Annotated in this window: 21 protein-coding genes; 9 read left to right on the top strand and 12 right to left on the bottom strand. The window is 59.8% G+C overall.

Annotated elements, in window-relative coordinates; translation table 11 throughout:
• Positions 1–198 precede the first annotated feature (198 nt).
• The 5 genes from trmD to ffh form a co-directional block, all read right to left on the bottom strand.
• Positions 199–900: a tRNA (guanosine(37)-N1)-methyltransferase TrmD gene (gene trmD, locus PMI11_RS06165; RefSeq protein ID WP_007814570.1), complete on the bottom strand. Its 702-nt coding sequence runs from the start codon at positions 898–900 to the stop codon at positions 199–201.
• 7 nt (positions 901–907) lie between these two features.
• Positions 908–1,477: a ribosome maturation factor RimM gene (gene rimM, locus PMI11_RS06160; RefSeq protein ID WP_007814567.1), complete on the bottom strand. Its 570-nt coding sequence runs from the start codon at positions 1,475–1,477 to the stop codon at positions 908–910.
• A 126-nt stretch (positions 1,478–1,603) separates the two neighbouring features.
• Entirely contained in the window at positions 1,604–1,972 is a 369-nt protein-coding gene (rpsP, locus tag PMI11_RS06155; protein WP_007814565.1) for a 30S ribosomal protein S16, read from the bottom strand.
• A 49-nt stretch (positions 1,973–2,021) separates the two neighbouring features.
• Entirely contained in the window at positions 2,022–2,342 is a 321-nt protein-coding gene (locus PMI11_RS06150; RefSeq protein ID WP_007814564.1) for a chorismate mutase, read from the bottom strand.
• Positions 2,343–2,358: 16 nt separating this feature from the next.
• Positions 2,359–3,942 carry a signal recognition particle protein gene (gene ffh, locus PMI11_RS06145; protein ID WP_007814562.1) on the bottom strand — a complete coding sequence of 528 codons (1,584 nt, stop codon included), beginning with the start codon at positions 3,940–3,942 and terminating at the stop codon, positions 2,359–2,361.
• Positions 3,943–4,427: 485 nt separating this feature from the next.
• On the opposite strand from ffh, the gene PMI11_RS06140 reads away from it, so the two are divergent.
• The 6 genes from PMI11_RS06140 (at position 4,428) to PMI11_RS06115 (ending at position 9,836) form a co-directional block, all read left to right on the top strand.
• The gene (locus tag PMI11_RS06140) at positions 4,428–4,652 is read left to right on the top strand and encodes a hypothetical protein (RefSeq protein ID WP_193385598.1); all 225 of its coding nucleotides are present in this window, start codon (positions 4,428–4,430) and stop codon (positions 4,650–4,652) included.
• Between the two features lie 168 nt (positions 4,653–4,820).
• The gene (gene dapF / locus PMI11_RS06135) at positions 4,821–5,723 is read left to right on the top strand and encodes a diaminopimelate epimerase (protein WP_007814560.1); all 903 of its coding nucleotides are present in this window, start codon (positions 4,821–4,823) and stop codon (positions 5,721–5,723) included.
• Positions 5,720–6,994, top strand: coding sequence for a tRNA (N(6)-L-threonylcarbamoyladenosine(37)-C(2))-methylthiotransferase MtaB (mtaB, locus tag PMI11_RS06130; RefSeq protein ID WP_007814559.1), 1,275 nt, complete (start codon positions 5,720–5,722; stop codon positions 6,992–6,994). The genes dapF and mtaB overlap by 4 nt, the downstream gene beginning before the upstream one ends.
• 15 nt (positions 6,995–7,009) lie before the next feature.
• On the top strand, positions 7,010–8,548 hold the full coding sequence (ftsY, locus tag PMI11_RS06125) for a signal recognition particle-docking protein FtsY (protein ID WP_007814558.1): 1,539 nt from the start codon (positions 7,010–7,012) through the stop codon (positions 8,546–8,548).
• Between the two features lie 59 nt (positions 8,549–8,607).
• Entirely contained in the window at positions 8,608–9,252 is a 645-nt protein-coding gene (locus PMI11_RS06120; protein WP_007814557.1) for a septation protein A, read from the top strand.
• Positions 9,249–9,836 carry a DUF2585 domain-containing protein gene (locus PMI11_RS06115; protein ID WP_007814556.1) on the top strand — a complete coding sequence of 196 codons (588 nt, stop codon included), beginning with the start codon at positions 9,249–9,251 and terminating at the stop codon, positions 9,834–9,836. The genes PMI11_RS06120 and PMI11_RS06115 overlap by 4 nt, the downstream gene beginning before the upstream one ends.
• Here the strand turns inward: PMI11_RS06115 and PMI11_RS06110 are convergent.
• The 5 genes from PMI11_RS06110 to ccmA are packed head-to-tail and all read right to left on the bottom strand — an operon-like array spanning position 9,833 to position 12,721.
• Complete coding sequence (locus PMI11_RS06110; RefSeq protein WP_007814555.1) at positions 9,833–10,441, bottom strand: DsbE family thiol:disulfide interchange protein; 609 nt, start codon at positions 10,439–10,441, stop codon at positions 9,833–9,835. The genes PMI11_RS06115 and PMI11_RS06110 overlap by 4 nt on opposite strands.
• The gene (gene ccmD, locus PMI11_RS06105) at positions 10,438–10,608 is read right to left on the bottom strand and encodes a heme exporter protein CcmD (RefSeq protein ID WP_007814554.1); all 171 of its coding nucleotides are present in this window, start codon (positions 10,606–10,608) and stop codon (positions 10,438–10,440) included. The genes PMI11_RS06110 and ccmD overlap by 4 nt, the downstream gene beginning before the upstream one ends.
• A gap of 2 nt (positions 10,609–10,610) precedes the next feature.
• Entirely contained in the window at positions 10,611–11,372 is a 762-nt protein-coding gene (locus tag PMI11_RS06100) for a heme ABC transporter permease (protein ID WP_007814553.1), read from the bottom strand.
• A gap of 48 nt (positions 11,373–11,420) precedes the next feature.
• Complete coding sequence (ccmB, locus tag PMI11_RS06095) at positions 11,421–12,080, bottom strand: heme exporter protein CcmB (RefSeq protein WP_007814552.1); 660 nt, start codon at positions 12,078–12,080, stop codon at positions 11,421–11,423.
• Positions 12,077–12,721, bottom strand: a complete 645-nt coding sequence (gene ccmA / locus PMI11_RS06090; RefSeq protein ID WP_007814551.1) for a heme ABC exporter ATP-binding protein CcmA — start codon at positions 12,719–12,721, stop codon at positions 12,077–12,079. Before ccmA ends, ccmB begins: the two co-directional genes overlap by 4 nt.
• 261 nt (positions 12,722–12,982) lie before the next feature.
• Between ccmA and acnA the strand changes: the two genes are divergently transcribed.
• The 3 genes from acnA (at position 12,983) to PMI11_RS06075 (ending at position 17,325) form a co-directional block, all read left to right on the top strand.
• Positions 12,983–15,673: an aconitate hydratase AcnA gene (gene acnA / locus PMI11_RS06085; protein WP_007814550.1), complete on the top strand. Its 2,691-nt coding sequence runs from the start codon at positions 12,983–12,985 to the stop codon at positions 15,671–15,673.
• A gap of 236 nt (positions 15,674–15,909) precedes the next feature.
• Positions 15,910–16,650, top strand: coding sequence for a DUF1223 domain-containing protein (locus tag PMI11_RS06080; RefSeq protein ID WP_007814549.1), 741 nt, complete (start codon positions 15,910–15,912; stop codon positions 16,648–16,650).
• Positions 16,651–16,923: 273 nt separating this feature from the next.
• Positions 16,924–17,325, top strand: coding sequence for a DUF2794 domain-containing protein (locus PMI11_RS06075; RefSeq protein ID WP_007814548.1), 402 nt, complete (start codon positions 16,924–16,926; stop codon positions 17,323–17,325).
• A 6-nt stretch (positions 17,326–17,331) separates the two neighbouring features.
• Here the strand turns inward: PMI11_RS06075 and PMI11_RS06070 are convergent, their stop codons facing one another.
• Both PMI11_RS06070 and PMI11_RS06065 read right to left on the bottom strand, forming a co-directional pair.
• On the bottom strand, positions 17,332–17,889 hold the full coding sequence (locus PMI11_RS06070; protein WP_007814546.1) for a GNAT family N-acetyltransferase: 558 nt from the start codon (positions 17,887–17,889) through the stop codon (positions 17,332–17,334).
• 111 nt (positions 17,890–18,000) lie between these two features.
• Positions 18,001–18,729 (bottom strand): Bax inhibitor-1/YccA family protein, encoded by a 729-nt coding sequence (locus PMI11_RS06065; protein ID WP_007814543.1) that lies wholly within the window; start codon positions 18,727–18,729, stop codon positions 18,001–18,003.
• Positions 18,730–18,808 lie beyond the last annotated feature (79 nt).

Below are 18,808 nucleotides of genomic sequence, written 5' to 3'. Positions count from 1 at the left end.
GTCTTAACCTTTGGTTCTTCTGAAACAGCCAGAGCCCTCACACTGTCCTTCGGTCGATGCCTCCGGAGTTTGCCCTTGTGGGCGGGAGCGGATTCGCCATTCTTTGTTTGCTGGCAGACGGGGTTAAACCCCATTTCCGCGTGCGCCATTACACGAAAGACTTCCACCTGTCATCCCTTGGACGACAAATTTATGAAATCAGCCTGCTTTTTCGGGCTTCTGCGCCCTAATCAGGTCTGGCCGCCGTTCTTTTGTTAGCGAGACGGATTGTTCATGGCGCCATTTCTCGATGGCGCCGTGATTGCCGGAAGTGAGGGTCGCCGGAATCTCGCGGCCCTCCCATTCCTGCGGGCGGGTGTAATGCGGATGTTCCAGAAGTCCGCCTTCGAAGCTTTCATGCAGGCCGGAGAGGTCATTGCCCATGACGCCCGGCAGGATGCGGACGATCGCGTCGAGCAGGATCAGGGCCGCCGGCTCGCCGCCTGACAGTACGTAATCGCCGATCGAGACTTCCTCGAGTTCGCGTGCCTCTATCACACGCTGGTCGACGCCTTCGAAACGGCCGCAGACGATGATCACCCCGTTGCCGGCCGCCAGCTGCCGCACGCGCTCCTGCGTCAGCGGCTTGCCACGCGGGCTCATCAGCAGGCGCGGGCGGTTGTCATTTTCAGAAGCGCTGTCGATGGCCCGGGCGAGCACATCGGGTTTCAGCACCATGCCGGCGCCGCCGCCGGCCGGCGTATCATCGACGGTTCGGTGTTTATCCGCCGCAAAATCGCGGATCTGCACGGTATCGAGCGACCATTGTCCACGCTCTGCCGCCTTGCCAGCGAGCGAAAAATCCAGATGACCCGGAAACATTTCCGGGTAGAGTGTCAGTACGGTCGCCCGGAAAGCCATGGCGCGCCTACTTCTTTTTCTTCGGCTTGCCGGGGCTGAGCCCCTTCAGGTCGTCGGGATTGTCGATGAGGCCAGCTGCAAGCGGATCAATGAGCAGCTTGCCGGCTTCAAGGTCGATTTCCAGCACGGAGGCTTCCGAAAAGGGGATCAGCACCGGACGCTTGCCGGGACCTTTGAGCTCCAGAAGATCACCGGCGCCGAAATCGAAGACTCCGGTCACTGTGCCGTAACTGATGCCCTGATCGTCGAAGGCTTCGAGCCCTTCCAGATCGGCATAGAAGAACTCGTCGTCCTCCAGTTCCTCATCCGACAGGTTGCCGCGTTCGATATAGAGTTCCAAGCCGTTCAACGCCTCGGCGGCGTTGCGGTCGTTGACGCCGCGGAAGCGGACGACGACCATATTTTTCATCTCGCGCAGTTCGAGAACTTCGAAAACGCGTCCATCCATGCTGTGCAGGTGGCCGTAGTCGCCGAGCGCGGTCGGATCGGCCGTATAGGCCTTTACGCGCACCTCGCCGCGAATGCCCTGCGCGCCGCCGATGGTTGCCATCAGCACCGGATTTTCAAGCTTGGTCATGGGTTCCTTCATTCGAACGCAGGCAAGAAGCTGAGATCACGCTTCTCATAAACGAAGTGCGTGGGAATGGAAACGAAAACGGGCGGCATGTCGCCATGCCGCCCGTTTGGATGGGGTCGAAGCCGATTATTCGGCTGAAGCAGCAGCTTCAGCGGCGTCAGCGGCCTTCTGAGCCTTCTCGGCAGCGCGTTCCTGAGCCTTCTTGCCCGGCTTTGCCTTTTCCGGGTTGTTGCGGGTTTCGCGCTTGGAGATGCCGGCTTCGTCGAGGAAGCGCAGGACGCGGTCGGTCGGCAGGGCGCCGTGGTCGAGCCAGTGCTTGATGCGCTCGCCGTTCAGCTGAACGCGCTTCTCGTCGTCCTTGGCGAGCATCGGGTTCCAGGAACCGAGGTTCTCCAGGAAACGGCCGTCACGCGGGCTGCGGGCATCAGCGAGAACGACGTGGTAGTACGGGCGCTTCTTGGAACCACCGCGTGCGAGACGAATTTTCAGTGCCATAGTCTTTACTCCTTAGGCTTTTCTTGAACCGCTTCGTTGAGCGGCATGGTTATCGGGTTGCGGCGCTCTGTTCAGCGTGGTCCGCAGCGATCTGCTCATGATGCCGGATGACTTCCTTGATAACGAAGTTCAGGAACTTCTCGGCGAAATCCGGGTCCAGATGCGCATCTTCGGCAAGCTGACGAAGGCGAGCGATCTGGTATTCCTCGCGCGCCGGATCGGCCGGCGGCAACTTGTACTTAGCCTTCAGCACGCCGACCTCTTTGGTGCAGCGGAAGCGTTCGGCCAGAATGTGAACGAGCGCCGCATCGATATTGTCGATCGACTGGCGGTAGCTCGAAAGCTGGGCTTTGATGTCTGGATCAATCATGGGGCAGGCGATCCTTTCACTTCTTCTTGGGCAATCCGGGCAGGCCCGGGAAACCACCACCGAGGCCCGGCAGCTTTGCGCCGCCAAGACCGGGCAATCCGCCCGGCAAGCCTCCGCCTAGACCGGGCATACCCCCACCCGGCTTTCCGAGACCCGCGGCTTCCGCCTGCTTCTGTAGCGCTTCAAGCTGCTTCGGGTCGATATTCGAGAGATCGGGCATGCCGCCCATGCCGCCGAGGCCCCCCAGCCCCATCTTGCCGGCAAGGCCGCCCATCATCTGCTTCATCATGCCGCCTTTGCCCTTGCCGCCCATCATCTTCATCATGTCGGCCATCTGGCGGTGCATCTTCAGAAGCTTGTTGATGGCAGCGGCATCCGTGCCGGAGCCGGCAGCGATGCGCTTCTTGCGCGAATGCTTGAGCATATCAGGATTGGCGCGCTCGGCCTTGGTCATCGACTGGATGATGGCGATCTGGCGGCCGAACAGCTTGTCGTCCAAGCCCGCGGCGGCCATCTTGTCCTTCATGCCGGCCATGCCGGGCATCAGGCCCATGATGCCGCCCATGCCGCCCATCTTCTGCATCTGACGCAGCTGGTCGGCGAGGTCGTTCAGGTCAAACTTGCCCTTGGCCATCTTGGCGGCCATGGCAGCCGCCTTTTCGGCGTCGATGTTCTCAGCAGCCTTCTCGACGAGCGAGACGATATCGCCCATGCCGAGGATACGGTCGGCGATACGACGGGGATGGAATTCCTCCAGCTCGCCCATTCGCTCGCCGACGCCGATCAGCTTGATCGGCTTGCCGGTGACAGCGCGCATGGAAAGGGCTGCACCGCCGCGGCCATCGCCATCCATGCGGGTCAGTACGAGGCCGGTGATGCCGACGCGTTCATCGAAACTGCGGGCGAGGTTGACGGCGTCCTGACCGGTCAGGCTGTCTGCGACCAGCAGGATTTCGTGCGGGTTCGACTTCTTCTTGATGTCGGCCATTTCGACCATCAAAGGTTCGTCGATATGGGTACGGCCGGCGGTGTCGAGAATGACGACATCATGGCCGCCAAGCTTGGCGGCCTGAACGGCGCGGGCGGCGATATCGGTCGGAGACTGGCCGGCAATAACAGGCAGCGTGTCGATATTTGCCTGAGCGCCGAGCTGGCGAAGCTGCTCTTGCGCTGCCGGCCGGCGCGTGTCGAGCGATGCCATCAGCACCTTCTTCTTCTCGCGCGTCGTCAGGCGATTGGCGATCTTTGCCGTCGTCGTCGTCTTACCGGAGCCCTGCAGGCCGACCATCATGATGACGACCGGGGCGGCTGCATGAAGGTCGACACCGACACCTTCGCCGCCGAGCATCTCGATGAGCTCGTCATGGACGATCTTGACGACCATCTGGCCTGGCTTGATCGACTTCAAGATCTCGGCGCCAACGGCCTTTTCACGCACGCGGTCGGTAAAGGAGCGGACCACTTCCAGCGAAACGTCGGCTTCCAGAAGCGCACGGCGAACCTCCCGCAGCGCTGCGGAAACATCACTTTCCGAAAGCGCGCCACGGCCTGTCAGTCCATTCAGGATGGAACCAAGACGGTCCTGGAGGTTCTCAAACATCGGCTCTTCCTTGATACGTTTCGGGGAGTTTTGGGATGCCCTGGAACGTCGTGCTTTTCCTTGACGAAAACAAGACGCAAAGCCAAAAAGCACCCGAGGGCGCAGCGCGCTGTCGGGTGTTGACCTCCGGAATCCAGTCCCGGTCGGCGGCTCGGAGTCTGTTACTCGTCGCAGATTGGGCGCGATAAACAGGAAAGCTGCGGGAAAGTCAAGGCGAATGCGTTCGATGGCGTCGTGGCAGGCTTTTTCGAAGTCGGGTGACAGGACCGGTGCGGGGATATTCCGCTATGCAGCCGGTCGCGCGACGGAAGTATATATCTATATATACTAACATATTCGCTTTAAAATTCACTGATGTTTAGTCGAATATTTCGATCGGCAAGCCAAATTCACACTGAATGCCAGTTGCAAAATATTCCACTTCTGATTCTACTTTCTACTTAAGTAAATTCTGTAAAATGATTCGTGAATATCCTTGATGCCGAATGAATCGGCGGAGATATCAAATGATAAACCCAGATATAGAAAGCTGGGCGTTGGCGCGCGCCCATAATATAGTTCTGAAGGAAGGCCTGAATTTGGCGAAGGCGGCACAGGACCTGGATCGCAAACGGTCCCGCTTGCTGGTCTACGAGCTCAGAAAGGTCATTACCGCTGCTATTGTCGAAGCCCACGCGGCGTCTCTCAATTCCGAGGGCACGGTGCGGTAGATCTGGATTTCGCCTGATTTCCGATAGCCCGGCTGTGCCGTACCTGTTCTGATTTCGCAGGCCCAGCCTTTATGCGTGAGAAAGAGGACGAACCTCGCCTGGCGCTCACCCACTGGTAATCCCCGAGCATTTCCGCCATATACAGCCAAAACGCAGCGGAATAGTCAGATGAGTAACACGGTCGAATTCGCGAAGATGAACGGGCTTGGCAACAAGATCCTGGTTGTCGACATGCGCGGGCGGACCGACAAGGTGGCGCCGCAGGCGGCGATTGCCCTTAATGCCGATGCCGAGACGCAGTTCGATCAGATCATGGCGATCCACGATCCGAAGGCGCAGGGAACCGACGCATACATCGACATCCTCAATTCTGACGGATCCAAGGCGCAGGCCTGCGGCAATGGTACGCGCTGTGTCGTGCAGGCGCTTGCCGCGGAGACCGGCAAGAAGGCCTTCACCTTCCAGACGGTTGCCGGCATCCTGAACGCAGTCGAGCATGAGGATGGCACGATCTCCGTCGATATGGGCCGGCCGGTTTTCGAATGGAACCGTATTCCGCTCGCTGAAGAATTCCACGATACGAGCCGCATCGAGCTGCAGATCGGGCCGATCGATAATCCGGTGCTGCATTCGCCTTCGGCCATGTCGATGGGTAATCCGCATGCGATCTTCTGGGTCGACCGTGATCCGATGAGCTTCGATCTCGAACGTTTCGGGCCACTGCTCGAAAACCATCCGATGTTCCCGGAAAAGGCCAATATCACGCTGGCGCAGGTCATCTCGGATTCGGCGCTGCGGACACGCACATGGGAACGCGGCGCCGGCCTGACGCTCGCCTGCGGTTCGGCTGCCTGCGCCTCTGCCGTCAGTGCTGCGCGCACTGGCCGCACCGGCCGCAAGGTGACTATTGACGTTGCCTCCAGCCCGATCCGCCAGCCGCTGGTCATCGACTGGCGCGAGGATGATCATGTCGTCATGACCGGCCCTGCCGAATGGGAATGGTCCGGTGCAGTCGATCCTTCGACCGGCACATGGTCCCGCGATGCTGTACCCGGAGCGGAAGCGCGGTGAGCGGCGTCGAGGTCATCACCTTCGGCTGCCGTCTCAATACCTATGAATCCGAAGTCATGAGATCGCAGGCGGAAGCGGCCGGGCTCAACAATGCTATCCTGGTCAATACGTGCGCCGTGACCGGTGAGGCCGTGCGCCAGGCCCGCCAGGCGATACGCCGCGCGCGCCGCGACAATCCGCATGCCCGCATCATCGTCACTGGCTGTGCAGCCCAGACGGAAAAGCAGACCTTCGCCGAAATGGCCGAAGTCGATGCCGTGCTCGGCAATGAGGAGAAGCTGAAGGCCGCCTCTTATCGCGCGCTTCCGGATTTCGGCGTTTCGGCGGAAGAGAAGCTGCGCGTCAACGACATCATGAGCGTGCGCCACACCGCGCCGCAGATGGTCAAGCATATTGACGGCCACGTACGCGCCTTCATCCAGGTGCAGAACGGCTGCGACCATCGCTGCACCTTCTGCATCATCCCCTATGGGCGCGGCAATTCGCGTTCGGTGCCGATGGGTGCGGTGGTCGATCAGGCACGCAATCTCGTGGAAGGCGGCTATCGTGAAATCGTGCTGACCGGCGTCGATGCTACGAGCTACGGCGCAGATCTTCCCGGCGAGCCGACGCTCGGGCTGCTCGCAAAGACGCTGCTCAAGCAGGTGCCTGACATACGCAGGCTGCGGTTATCTTCGATCGACAGTATCGAGGCCGACCGTCATCTTATGGACCTCATCGCGAACGAACCGCGCTTCATGCCGCATCTACATCTCTCCCTGCAGCATGGCGACGACATGATCCTTAAGCGCATGAAACGCCGCCATCTGCGTGCCGATGCTCTGCGTTTCATCGAAGACGTTCGCCGGCTGCGTCCGGAGATCAGCTTTGGTGCAGACATGATCGCCGGCTTCCCGACGGAGACCGAGGAGATGTTCGAAAACGCGGTGCGACTCGCCGACGAAGCCGACATCGCGCATCTGCATGTCTTCCCCTACAGCCCACGGCCCGGCACGCCTGCCGCGCGCATGCCACAGCTCGATCGCTCGCTCATCAAGGATCGCGCCGCTCGCCTCCGCGCCACTGGACAGATGCTGCACCAGCGCCATCTGGACAAGATGGTCGGAACGCGGCAATGGCTGCTGGTGGAAAATAACGGTCTCGCCCATACGGAAAACTTCACGCTTGTCACTGTCCCCGGTCTTCGTCCGCGCGATATCGTCGAAGCGACGATCACTGGCCACAATGGCAAGCATCTCGACATGCAATTGACGGCCGCCGCGGCGGCCTGACTTCACGGACAGCTCATGGCGCTCAGTTTCATCAAAAAGGTCTTCACCTTCGGCAAGCCGGCGGAAGAGCCTGTGCCAGAGGCCGTTGAAAGGGAGCTGGAGCCGCGCTCGCGCGACGAAGATCTGCCAGTTGCGGATGATCCCGTTCTTGCCGCAGAAATGGAAACCGCCGGCGGTCCGGCCGCAGATGTCGGGCAGGATGGCGCGACGGAGCCGGAGCCCGTTGAGGCTGAGCCGGAATTACTACCGCCCGTCGATGATCTCGGCGATATGGGCGTCGTGCCTTTGTCGCTGTTGGAAGCTGAGGCGGAAGCGAACGAAGATCATGTCGCGGCACCCCTCTCCGACACTGAGCGAGATCTTCCGGAGGATGACGTTGCCGTAAGAGCAGAAGGCAGGGTCGAGCCAACTGAGACATTTCCGGAAGAGATTCCGACTCGCGACGCCCTGGAAATTCCGACTGAGGCTGAGCAGGATTCTCAATCCTTGCCGATCTCTTCCCCTGTAGAGGAGATGTTCGGCAGGACAGAGGAGGGTGCCACCTCCGACGGGCCGGCACCGAACCCCATCCTTCCCAAAGGCTTCGCCACCGGACCGACCGCTGAACCGGAACCGGTAGCCGCCCCGCAGCCGAGACTCTCCTGGTTTCAGCGCCTGCGCAATGGTCTGGCGCGCACATCCTCGCAGCTCACCGGCCAGATCGCCGCGCTCTTCACCAAGCGCAAGCTCGACGACGAGACGCTGCAGGATCTCGAAGACCTGCTCATCCAGGCCGACCTCGGCGTCGAGACGGCGATGCGCGTGACCGATACGCTCGCTTCCGAACGTTACGGCAAGGACGTGACCGGCGAGGATGTCAGCCGCATCATGGCGGCCGAAATCGCCAAAGTGCTGAAGCCGGTCGCCAAGCCGCTGCAGCTCGATCTTTCGCACAAGCCGCATGTGATCCTCGTCGTCGGCGTCAACGGCACCGGCAAGACGACGACGATCGGCAAGCTTGCGGCCAAGCTTTCCGGCTCCGGCCTGAAGGTCATGGTGGCGGCCGGCGATACGTTCCGTGCAGCCGCCATCGAGCAGCTGAAAATCTGGGCCGATCGTACCAAGTCCGAATTCATCGGTACCAAGCTCGGCGCGGATGCGGCGGGCCTTGCCTATGATGCCTTCGAGCAGGCGAAGGCCAGGAAATGCGATGTGCTGATCATTGATACGGCTGGCCGCCTGCAAAACAAGGCAGAGCTGATGGCCGAGCTCGAGAAGATCGTGCGCGTGCTCGGCAAGCTCGACCCGGATGCGCCGCACACCGTTCTCCAGACGCTAGATGCGACGACGGGTCAGAACGCACTTAATCAGGTGGAAATCTTCCGCAATGTCGCCGGCGTCAGTGGGCTGATCATGACCAAGCTTGACGGCACGGCGCGTGGCGGCATTCTGGTGGCGATTTCCGCCAAACATAAGCTGCCGGTCTATTTCATCGGTGTCGGGGAAGGGGTCGACGATCTCGAACCGTTCGAGGCAGAGGATTTTGCGCAGGCCATTGCCGGTATTGGCCAATGATGCCACAGATTAGCCGTTGATGGCTTGCATGCATTGCAAAAAAGCAGGTTTGAAGAAGCATGACGACTGAAAGCGATATTACTCCCAGCGCCGCAGACCGGCATCATCCGCTTCTGAAACTGGCGCTGGAACTCGGGCCGCTTCTGGTCTTTTTCTTTGCCAATCTGCGTGGTGAGTGGCTCGTCGCGCGTTTTCCGGCATTGGCCGAACTCGGCGGTCCGCTCTTCGTGGCGACCGGACTGTTCATGGGCGCGACCATTCTCTCGCTGGTGGTTTCCAAGATCATGCTTGGCCATCTGCCGATCATGCCTTTCGTTTCGGGCATTGTCGTGTTGATCTTCGGTTCTTTGTCGATCTGGCTGCAGAACGAAACCTTCATCAAGATGAAGCCGACGATCGTCAATGCGCTCTTCGGTTTTGCCCTGCTTGGCGGCCTCGCCTTCGGCAAGTCGCTGCTCGGCTATGTCTTCAATGCCGCCTTCCAGCTCGATGCCGAAGGCTGGCGCAAGCTGACGGTCCGCTGGGGCATCTTCTTCCTGTTTCTTGCGGTACTGAACGAAGTCGTCTGGCGTAATTTCTCGGATAATTTCTGGATTGCTTTCAAGGTCTGGGGCACGATGCCGATCACCATCATCTTCACCATGGCGCAGATGCCGCTGGTGCTGAAGCACAGCATTTCCACCGAGGCTGAAAGCGAGAAGTGACTGTTATAGAGGGCACCGACCGGTCACGGCATCAGATCTTCTGGTTTTCCGCCTGCCTTGCAGTGCTGGTCATCCAGATCATTGCCGAATATCTGATGGGCCGGGTGCCGATCTGCACTTGCGGCTATGTCAAGCTGTGGGAAGGCACTGTCAATTCCAGCGGCAATTCCCAGCACCTGTCAGACTGGTACACGCCGTCGCATATCATTCACGGCTTCCTGTTCTACGGGCTGGCGCATCTTGTGCTCCGCGGCAAGCCGTTTGCGGCGCGCCTGCTCCTGGCTGTTCTCATCGAATCCGGCTGGGAGCTTCTGGAAAATTCGCCTCTGATCATCGATCGCTACCGTACGGCGACAATCTCGCTCGACTATTATGGCGACAGCATCATCAATTCGGCCATGGACACGATCTTCATGGCCGTCGGCTTCTTCTTCGCCTCGAGAGCGCCTGTGGCGCTGACCGTTGCCATTGCCATCTTCTTAGAGATTTTCACCGGTTATATGATCCGGGACAATCTGACGCTGAATGTATTGATGCTGATCTGGCCGGTCGAGGCGATCAAGGTCTGGCAGGGCGGCGCTTAGGAGACCGGCTTGGCCAGTGCCTTCTCCATCGCGGGAAACAACCCTTCCTTCAGGCTGATATCGTCGAAGGGGCCGACACGCTTGTAGATGATCGTGCCATCGGGCGCGACGAGATAGCTTTCCGGAATGCCGTAGACGCCCCAGTCGATTGCCGCCTTGCCGTTCGGGTCGACGCCGATGGCGTGGTAGGGATTGCCGAGTTCGCCGAGGAAGCGCAAGGCGTTCTCGTTCTTGTCCTTGTAGTTGATCGCGACGATGTTCAGCCGCCCGTCCTCGGCAAGCTGCTTGAGAAGGGGATGTTCATCGCGGCAGGGAATGCACCAGGAGGCGAAAACGTTGACGAGGGTGAGCTTGCCCCTGACCGTCTCATCCGTCAGCGCCGGCAGATTGGAGCCTTCGAGCGGCGGCAGGTTCAGCGACGGCGCCTTGGTGCCGATCAAAGCGGAGGGGATTTCGGCGATATTCTTGCCGTGAAAATCCTGGTCGTAGAGCATTTTCGCTGCCGTTGCCGCAATGCCGCCGAAGACGAGCAGCGGGATCAGGGCAAGCGCATAGCGGCTGACGCCGCGGCTTTTCGGTCTATTCTCTTGCGGAGCCGCGGTCATTCGTCGTCCTTCGGTCGGGCCGACCGGCGGCGGATACCGGCGGCTTCAAGCGCTGCCAATTCCTTCTGGCGTGCTCGCCCGTCAGCCCAGGTCCAGAGCGTCACCGCGATCGTCACAACAGCGGCAAAGCCATAGGAGCCGTAGACGTAGAAAGCGTAGGAGCCCATCGTCAGTCCTCCCGGCTTGCCATGCGGGCGGCCATGCGGCGCTGGGAGGCGATGCGGCGGCGCCAGATTTCGTTTCTGATCGCCATCAGATGCAGCGTGAAGAAGAGCAGGGTGAAGGCGATCGCCATGATCAGCAGCGGGCGCAGGAATTCCGGATCGATCGCCGGTCCATCGAGGCGCAGGACGCTTGCAGACTGATGCAGCGTGTTCCACCAGTCGACCGAAAACTTGATGATCGGGATATTGACGAAGCCGACGAGGATGAGCACGGCGGTAACGCGCGCAGCCTTCGAGGGCTCATCCATGGCGCGGTTCAGCGCGATCAGGCCGAGATACATCAGGAAGAGGATAAAGACAGAGGTCAGCCGCGCATCCCAGACCCACCATGTGCCCCACATGGGCTTGCCCCAGAGTGAGCCGGTGACGAGTGCAAGGAGCGTGAAGGCAGCGCCGAGCGGAGCTGCGGCCTTAGCCGAAACATCCGCCAGCGGATGGCGCCAGACGAGCGTGCCGATCGCTGAAATGCTCATGATCGTATAGCACATCATGGAGAGCCAGGCGGAGGGCACATGCACATACATGATGCGCACAGTCTCGCCCTGCTGATAGTCGCCCTCAGTCGAGAAGCTCAGATAGAGCCCGATGATAAAACAGAGGGCCGTGATGCCGGCCAGCCACGGAATGACGCGCGATGCCAGCGCCAGAAACCGCGTCGGGTTGGCGAGATCGCTGAATTTGCTGATGGCAAGGCTCGTTTCGCTCATATCCGCTTCCTTACCTTGATCCGCCCGGAGCCGCAATCGAAGCGCCGATCAATCCGCCGTGTTTCTGAGCGCCAGGGCCGCCGCTGCCGGACCGATGACGGCGAAGAAGAGCGTCAAGGCGATGAGGATCAGAAATGGCGGCAGGAAGGGCGACGGTCCCACAACCGCCGCATAGGTGGCGCTGACGCCAAAGATCAGCACGGGGATCGTCAGCGGTAGGATGAGTACCGAGACCAGCAGGCCGCCGCGAGGTAGCGCGACGGCAACGGCTGCGCCGACAGCGCCAATGAAGGTGATTGCCGGCGAGCCGACAAGGAGCGTGAGCATGGTCGCGCCGATCGCCGTTTCGTTCATGTTCATGAAGAGGCCGAGCAATGGGGAGGCGATGACGAGTGGCAGGCTTGTCGCCGTCCAGTGTGCGGCGCATTTGATGAGCACGGTCAGTACCAGCGGCGTTTCCTGCATCAGCATCAAATCGAGCGACCCGTCGTCACGCTCCGCCTGGAACAAGCGGTCGAGCCCGAGCAGGGCAGCGAGCAGCGCACCGATCCAGACGATGGCCGGGCCGATGCGGGAGAGAAGAGCAAGATCAGGCCCGACGCCGAAGGGGATGACGGCGACTATCGTCAGGAAGAACAGAATGCCGATCAGCGCACCGCCGCCGGCGCGAATGGAGAGTCTCAGGTCACGCAGGAAGAGGGCGGTCATCCCCACACTCCCTGGTCCACCCCGGCAAAACCGGTCATTTTCAGTTCCCTAGTCCCTTCCAGCCCAAGAGGCTGATGCGTCGCGGCGACGATGATCCCGCCTTCCTTGCGATGCGCTTCAATCAATTCCGTAAACAACCTGTCTGCACTTGCATCCAGCGCCGCAGTCGGCTCGTCCAGGATCCAGACCGAGCGATGCGCAACCAGAAGCTTGGCGAAGGCGAAGCGGCGTTGCTGGCCGGCCGAGAGGTAGCCGAAGGGCAGGTGGGTGATGCCCGGTAGGCCGACGGCTTCGGCGGCTTCTTCTGTGCCCAGACCGGCGGTTTTGCCAGGTCCGAGGAAGGATCTCCAGAAATCCAGATTCTCTGCAACCGTAAGTTCAGTCTTCATGGCGTTACGATGGCCAAGGTAGTGGCTCGCTTCGGCTGCCGGACGCCTCTCGGCACCGACCGAATCAGCGACTGTGATGGAGCCTTTTTCCGGCCTCAAAAGGCCGGCGATAACGCGCAATAAAGTGGACTTTCCCGATCCGTTTTTACCCGTCAGAATCAGCGCTTCGCCAGCCGGCAAGTGAAAGGAAACGTTAACGAAAATCAGATCTTCACCGCGCCGGGCTGCCAGATTTTCAGCAGTGAGATGCATGCATCGGCTCTTTCTTCGTTGGCGCCATCAACAAGGCTCAAAAAATGTCCAATTTTGACCTTTGTCGGTATGGCAAGTCTTTACGAAATTATCTATAAGACCTGCAACCACGCCAGCGGTCGGCGTGAATTTCATCCTTGCGCCGAACTTGGGGTCTTTCCTCACGTGCGGACAGCGGAAATGGCCGTACCCGCATCCTGATGTGCATTAAGTGCATAGGCGTTCGCACGACTGTGTTGGCTATCAGAAACGGGGTCTCTCGTGTCTAAATCTCTTGACAGTTTCAATTGTCGGTCCACGCTTTCCGTTGGTGGAAAGGACTACGTCTACTACAGCCTGCCGAAGGCTGAGGCAAACGGTCTCCCCGGCGTATCGAAGCTCCCCTATTCGATGAAGGTGCTGCTGGAAAACCTGCTGCGCTTCGAAGATGGCCAGTCGGTCACCAAGGAGCACATCCTTGCCGTCGCGGAATGGCTTGATAACAAGGGCGCCGTCGAGAATGAAATCGCCTATCGCCCGGCGCGCGTGCTGATGCAGGATTTCACCGGCGTTCCCGCCGTCGTCGATCTTGCCGCGATGCGAGACGCGATGGTTTCCCTCGGTGGCGATCCGGAAAAGATCAACCCGCTCGTGCCCGTCGATCTCGTCATCGACCACTCCGTCATCGTCGACGAATTCGGCACGCCGCAGGCTTTCGCCAAGAACGTCGAGCTGGAATACCAGCGCAATGGCGAGCGCTACCGGTTCCTGAAGTGGGGCCAGCAGGCATTCAAGAATTTCCGCGTCGTTCCTCCGGGCACCGGCATCTGTCACCAGGTCAACCTCGAATATCTCGGCCAGACCGTCTGGACGAAGGAAGAGGATGGCGAAACGATCGCTTATCCGGATACCTGCGTCGGCACCGACTCGCACACGACGATGATCAACGGCCTTGGCGTTCTCGGCTGGGGTGTCGGCGGTATCGAAGCTGAAGCCGCCATGCTCGGCCAGCCGGTTTCGATGCTCCTGCCTGAAGTCATCGGCTTCAAACTGACCGGCAAGCTGAAGGAAGGCGTCACGGCGACCGACCTCGTTCTGACCGTCGTACAGATGCTGCGCAAGAAGGGCGTCGTTTCCAAGTTCGTCGAATTCTTTGGCCCGGGCATGGACAACATGCCGCTCGCCGACCGCGCGACGATCGGCAACATGGGTCCGGAATATGGCGCGACCTGTGGCTTCTTCCCGGTCGACGGCGAAACCATCAACTACCTCACCATGTCCGGCCGCACGCATGACCGGATCGCTCTCGTCGAAGCCTATTCGAAGGCCCAGGGCATGTGGCGCGATGGCGACGGCTCAGAGCTTGTCTTCACCGACACGCTGGAACTCGACCTCGGCGACGTCGTGCCGTCGATGGCCGGCCCCAAGCGTCCGGAAGGCCGCATCGCGCTCGAAAACATTGCTTCCGGTTTCGCCGGCTCGATGGATGCCGACTACAAGAAGCCCGGCCAGCTCAACAACCGTTATGCGGTCGAAGGCACGGATTTCGATCTCGGCCATGGTGACGTCGCTATTGCCGCCATCACCTCCTGCACCAACACCTCCAACCCGTCGGTGCTGATCGCTGCCGGCCTTCTCGCCCGCAACGCCGTTGCCAAGGGCCTGAAGACCAAGCCGTGGGTCAAGACCTCGCTTGCTCCGGGATCGCAGGTCGTCGGTGAATATCTTGCCAAGTCAGGCCTGCAGGCTGATCTCGACAAGCTCGGCTTCAACCTCGTCGGCTTCGGCTGCACGACCTGCATCGGTAATTCCGGCCCATTGCCGGCACCGATCTCGAAGACGATCAACGACAAGGGCCTGATCGTTTCCGGTGTGCTCTCCGGCAACCGCAACTTCGAAGGCCGCATTTCGCCCGACGTCCAGGCGAACTACCTCGCTTCGCCGCCGCTCGTCGTCGCTTACGCTCTTGCCGGTACGGTCCAGAAGGATCTGACCAATGAGCCGATCGGCGAAGACCAGGATGGCAATCCGGTGTTCCTGAAGGATATCTGGCCGACCTCGCATGAGGTTCAGGAATTCATCCAGAAGTACGTCACCCGCGAGCTTTACGAGACAAAGTATGCCGACGTCTTCAAGGGCGATGAAAACTGGCAGGCCGTTCAGGTTCCCCCGGGCCAGACCTATGCATGGGACGACGATTCGACCTATGTCCAGAACCCGCCGTACTTCGTCGGCATGGGCAAGAAGGGCACCGGCATTTCCGATATCAAGGGCGCCCGCGTTCTCGGCCTCTTCGGCGACAAGATCACCACCGACCACATTTCTCCGGCCGGTTCGATCAAGGCTGCTTCACCGGCAGGCGCCTACCTGCTCGGCCATGACGTCGCCGTTACCGACTTCAACCAGTACGGCACGCGTCGTGGCAACCACGAAGTCATGATGCGTGGCACCTTCGCCAACATCCGCATCCGAAACTTCATGCTCGGTGCGAACGGCAAGGAAGGTGGCTACACCATCCACTATCCGTCCAAGGAAGAGACGTCGATCTACGATGCGGCCATGCAGTACAAGGCCGAGGGCGTTCCGCTCGTCATCTTCGCCGGCGTGGAATATGGCAACGGCTCCTCGCGTGACTGGGCTGCGAAAGGCACGAACCTGCTCGGCGTCAAGGCCGTGATCGCCCAGAGCTTCGAGCGTATCCACCGTTCGAACCTGGTCGGCATGGGCGTTATCCCCTTCGTCTTCGAAGAGGGCACGACATGGCAGAGCCTCAACCTGAAGGGCGACGAACTCGTTACCATCGAGGGCCTCGAGAACATCAAGCCGCGTGAAAAGAAGATCGCCAAGATCACCTATGCCGATGGCACGGTGAAGGACGTTCCGCTGGTGTCGCGCGTCGATACGCTGGACGAGGTCGTCTACCTCAACAATGGCGGCATCCTGCAGACGGTTCTGCGCGATCTCGCAGCCTGATTGTTAAGATACTTGCCTGATAATGACCGCCGGAGAGCAATTTCCGGCGGTTTTTCTTTGTGGAAAACGAGGCTGTTTCACTGCTCACGGTGATGTGTTTCGGCCGCCATCCGCCTGGGGCTCCGTCTCACCCGTTCGTGACTTTCCGTTTGGACCCGGAAGGATTATTCGTACGTTCATATCTCAGAGCCGGCGGTTCAGGACCGCTGCTGGCCCTGGAAAAGAGGTGCTGGTGAATGTCCCCGCGTTTTATGATCCCGCTGATCGCCGGGCTTGCTTTTGCAGGTCCTCTCCTGGCCGAAGATGGCACGCCGAAAGGCGTCGTAGAGCTGTTCACGGCGCAGGGCTGCGCCTCCTGTCCGCCGGCCGATGCCGCATTCCGCAAGCTCGTCAGCCAGGGCAATGTCATCGCGCTCGCCTATCATGTCGATTACTGGAATTATCTCGGCTGGGCCGACACGCTGAGCTCGAAGGAAAATACCGAGCGGCAGTACGGCTATGCCCGCATGATGGGCCGCAGCAACGTCTATACGCCGCAGGTAATCGTCAATGGCCGTGACCATCTCGCAGGCGCCGATCTTGCCGGCATCAACGGCAAGATAAACGGCTATGCCGACGAGGGCAAAGGCCTGACCGTGCCTGTCAGCGCTCGCATGAGCGGCGACGAATTAGAGATCAAGCTCGGTGCCGGTCAGGGCAAGGCCAATGTGGTGATCGTCTATTTCGACAAGGAAAAAACGATCGATGTCGAGAAGGGCGAAAACAGTGGCCAGAAGATTTCCTACCTCCACAGTGTGACCGATGTGGAGACGGTCGGTATGTGGGATGGTAAGGCTACGACGCTCACTCTGCCGGCCAGCGTGATGGAAAAACCGGATCTCGAGGGATCAGCGATTCTCTTGCAGTCTGTGACTGATAACGGCGATCCGGGAGCGATCCTCGGCGCAACAGTCGTCATGGCAGGAAAAAATATCTAAGGATTTCATCCGCTTGCGGATGAATGTCAGGCGGCCCGGCCAAGCGTATTCGGGGCTGGGGTTAAGGTCGATACGCTCCGCCGGGCCCTTTGGCGCGCTGGCGCCAAACTGGAACCTATAGTTCTCTTGGAAATGAGGCGCTGTTTTGACTGAAATGCGGCACGCCGGAGAAAGCAGGTTTCGTCCCCAGTGTGACAGTCGGTGCCCTTGCAATTTGCTGCGGCTCGGGCAAACTGTCACTCTCCTGTCACACGTGGAGGTCTTGGGAGTCTGATGACAGATACGCCGGATTTGCGACACGGCGAAAGCCGCTCCGTCGACAATAGCTCTTCAACCGTCGTTGATCTCAAGGAATACAGACAAAACAAAGATCCGATGCCAGTGACATTTCACCGGCGGGAGCTCGACCAGATTCTGTGGATCTACGGTCGAATGGTGGGCGAAGGCGAGTGGAAAGACTACGCCATCGACCACACTGGGGAGAAGGCGGTGTTCTCCGTCTTCAAGCGTTCGGGCGAAATGCCGCTCTTCCGCATCGAGAAGAATCCGAAGCTCGCTGCCAAGCAGGGCGCCTTTTCGGTCGTGAACATCAACGGGATGATTCTGAAGCGCGGCCACGAGCTTGGGCCAGTCCTGAAGGTTTTCGACAAGTCGCTGAAGCTCGTCGACAAGTAAGCGACATCACCCTTTGAACAGCGTGCCCGGATAGGCATCCGGATCGGGATGGGTTTCCGTTCCTTCGCCCAGTCTGCGCTGCATCAGCATCGTATCCAGCCAGCGGCCGTGCTTGTAACCGGCACCTTTCATTAGACCGATCTCTTCAAAACCCAGCGAACGATGAAGCGCGATAGAAGCCGGGCTTGCACCGCCGATGACGGCGGTCATCTGGCGGAAGCCAGAGACAGTGCAGCGCGAAATCAGCTCTCCAAGGAGCAGCTTGCCAATACCCTTGCCGCGCGCCTCCGTGCCCAGATAAATCGAATCCTCGACCAGCCAGCGATAGGCCGGGCGGGTGCGGAATGCCGAGGCATAGGCATAGCCGAGCAGGGTTCCGTCCTCGGCTGTCGCGGCGATGTAGGGATAGCCCTGCTCGCGAATAGCGGCGTAGCGGGCCGTCATTTCCGCTTCGGTTGGCGGCACGATCTCATAGCTCGAGATGCCGTTCAGCACGGACTCGCGATAGATTTCAGTAATGGCGGGGAGATCGGAGGGAAGGGCGTCGCACAGGAGAGGGAGCATTTCGGATCGATCGGCACAGTTGAACGAAGGCTCACGTTGAAGCACTCCAGCGAACTGCCCGCAACAAAAAAGGCGGCCGAAGCCGCCTTTTCGTTTTTCAGTCCAGCCTGCTTACTTACGGTTGCCCATGAACTGCAGCAGGAACATGAAGAGGTTGATGAAGTCGAGGTAGAGCGTCAGGGCGCCCATGATGGCCTTGCGGCCGGCGACGTCATAACCGTCTGCTTCGAAATACATTTCCTTGATGCGCTGCGTGTCGTAGGCGGTGAGGCCTGCAAAGATCAGCACGCCGATCGCGGAGATCGCGAACTGCACGGCGGACGAAGCCAGGAAGATGTTGACGATCGAAGCGATGATCAGGCCGAAGAGACCCATGATCAGGAACGAACCCATTGCCGACAGGTTGCGCTTGGTCGTGTAGCCGTAAAGCGACAGCGCACCGAAGGAAGCGGCCGTCACGAAGAAGGTCTGTACGATGCTCTGGCCGGTATAAATTATGAAGATTGACGATAGCGACAACCCGACCAGTGCGGAATAGACCCAGAAAGTGGTCTGCGCTGCAGCCACGCTCATCTGGTTAATACGGAAGCTCAGGAAGAACACTGCAGCAAGCGGCGCAAGAATGACAACCCAGCGAAGCGGGCTTGCATAAATCGCCTGACCGAATGCAGTTAGCTCGCCATTGGCGAAAGCGAACTGGAATGACAGATAGGCGGCCACACCAGTGATCGCCAGACCCAGCGCCATCAGGTTGTAGACCTTGAGCATATAAGCGCGGAGGCCTTGATCAATCACTTCGCCGGCTTGTGCGCGGCTTTGATAGTTACGGAGATCAGCCATAGTTTCCTCTTACAAGCTCCGATGGAAATACGGTGTCGGGTTTACGACCCGGGCGCCGCTGCGGAGCTTCCAGCATGCC

The sequence above is a fragment of the Rhizobium sp. CF142 genome, from assembly GCF_000281145.1.
Lineage (GTDB): Bacteria > Pseudomonadota > Alphaproteobacteria > Rhizobiales > Rhizobiaceae > Rhizobium.
Note: the sequence above shows the minus strand (reverse complement) of the source record. Positions and strands in the feature narration are given on the sequence as shown.

Coding starts and splice junctions, on each gene's coding strand:
- ccmD (WP_007814554.1), bottom strand. CDS start 10,608: ATGGGCTCCTACGCTTTCTACGTCTACGGCTCCTATGGCTTTGCCGCT.
- PMI11_RS06070 (WP_007814546.1), bottom strand. CDS start 17,889: ATGCTCCCTCTCCTGTGCGACGCCCTTCCCTCCGATCTCCCCGCCATT.
- PMI11_RS06110 (WP_007814555.1), bottom strand. CDS start 10,441: ATGACCGCGGCTCCGCAAGAGAATAGACCGAAAAGCCGCGGCGTCAGC.
- PMI11_RS06075 (WP_007814548.1), top strand. CDS start 16,924: ATGACAGATACGCCGGATTTGCGACACGGCGAAAGCCGCTCCGTCGAC.
- dapF (WP_007814560.1), top strand. CDS start 4,821: ATGAGTAACACGGTCGAATTCGCGAAGATGAACGGGCTTGGCAACAAG.
- PMI11_RS06100 (WP_007814553.1), bottom strand. CDS start 11,372: ATGAGCGAAACGAGCCTTGCCATCAGCAAATTCAGCGATCTCGCCAAC.
- ccmB (WP_007814552.1), bottom strand. CDS start 12,080: ATGACCGCCCTCTTCCTGCGTGACCTGAGACTCTCCATTCGCGCCGGC.
- ffh (WP_007814562.1), bottom strand. CDS start 3,942: ATGTTTGAGAACCTCCAGGACCGTCTTGGTTCCATCCTGAATGGACTG.
- PMI11_RS06065 (WP_007814543.1), bottom strand. CDS start 18,729: ATGGCTGATCTCCGTAACTATCAAAGCCGCGCACAAGCCGGCGAAGTG.
- trmD (WP_007814570.1), bottom strand. CDS start 900: ATGGCTTTCCGGGCGACCGTACTGACACTCTACCCGGAAATGTTTCCG.
- PMI11_RS06120 (WP_007814557.1), top strand. CDS start 8,608: ATGACGACTGAAAGCGATATTACTCCCAGCGCCGCAGACCGGCATCAT.
- ccmA (WP_007814551.1), bottom strand. CDS start 12,721: ATGCATCTCACTGCTGAAAATCTGGCAGCCCGGCGCGGTGAAGATCTG.
- ftsY (WP_007814558.1), top strand. CDS start 7,010: ATGGCGCTCAGTTTCATCAAAAAGGTCTTCACCTTCGGCAAGCCGGCG.
- PMI11_RS06150 (WP_007814564.1), bottom strand. CDS start 2,342: ATGATTGATCCAGACATCAAAGCCCAGCTTTCGAGCTACCGCCAGTCG.
- PMI11_RS06140 (WP_193385598.1), top strand. CDS start 4,428: ATGAATCGGCGGAGATATCAAATGATAAACCCAGATATAGAAAGCTGG.
- rimM (WP_007814567.1), bottom strand. CDS start 1,477: ATGACCAAGCTTGAAAATCCGGTGCTGATGGCAACCATCGGCGGCGCG.
- rpsP (WP_007814565.1), bottom strand. CDS start 1,972: ATGGCACTGAAAATTCGTCTCGCACGCGGTGGTTCCAAGAAGCGCCCG.
- PMI11_RS06080 (WP_007814549.1), top strand. CDS start 15,910: ATGTCCCCGCGTTTTATGATCCCGCTGATCGCCGGGCTTGCTTTTGCA.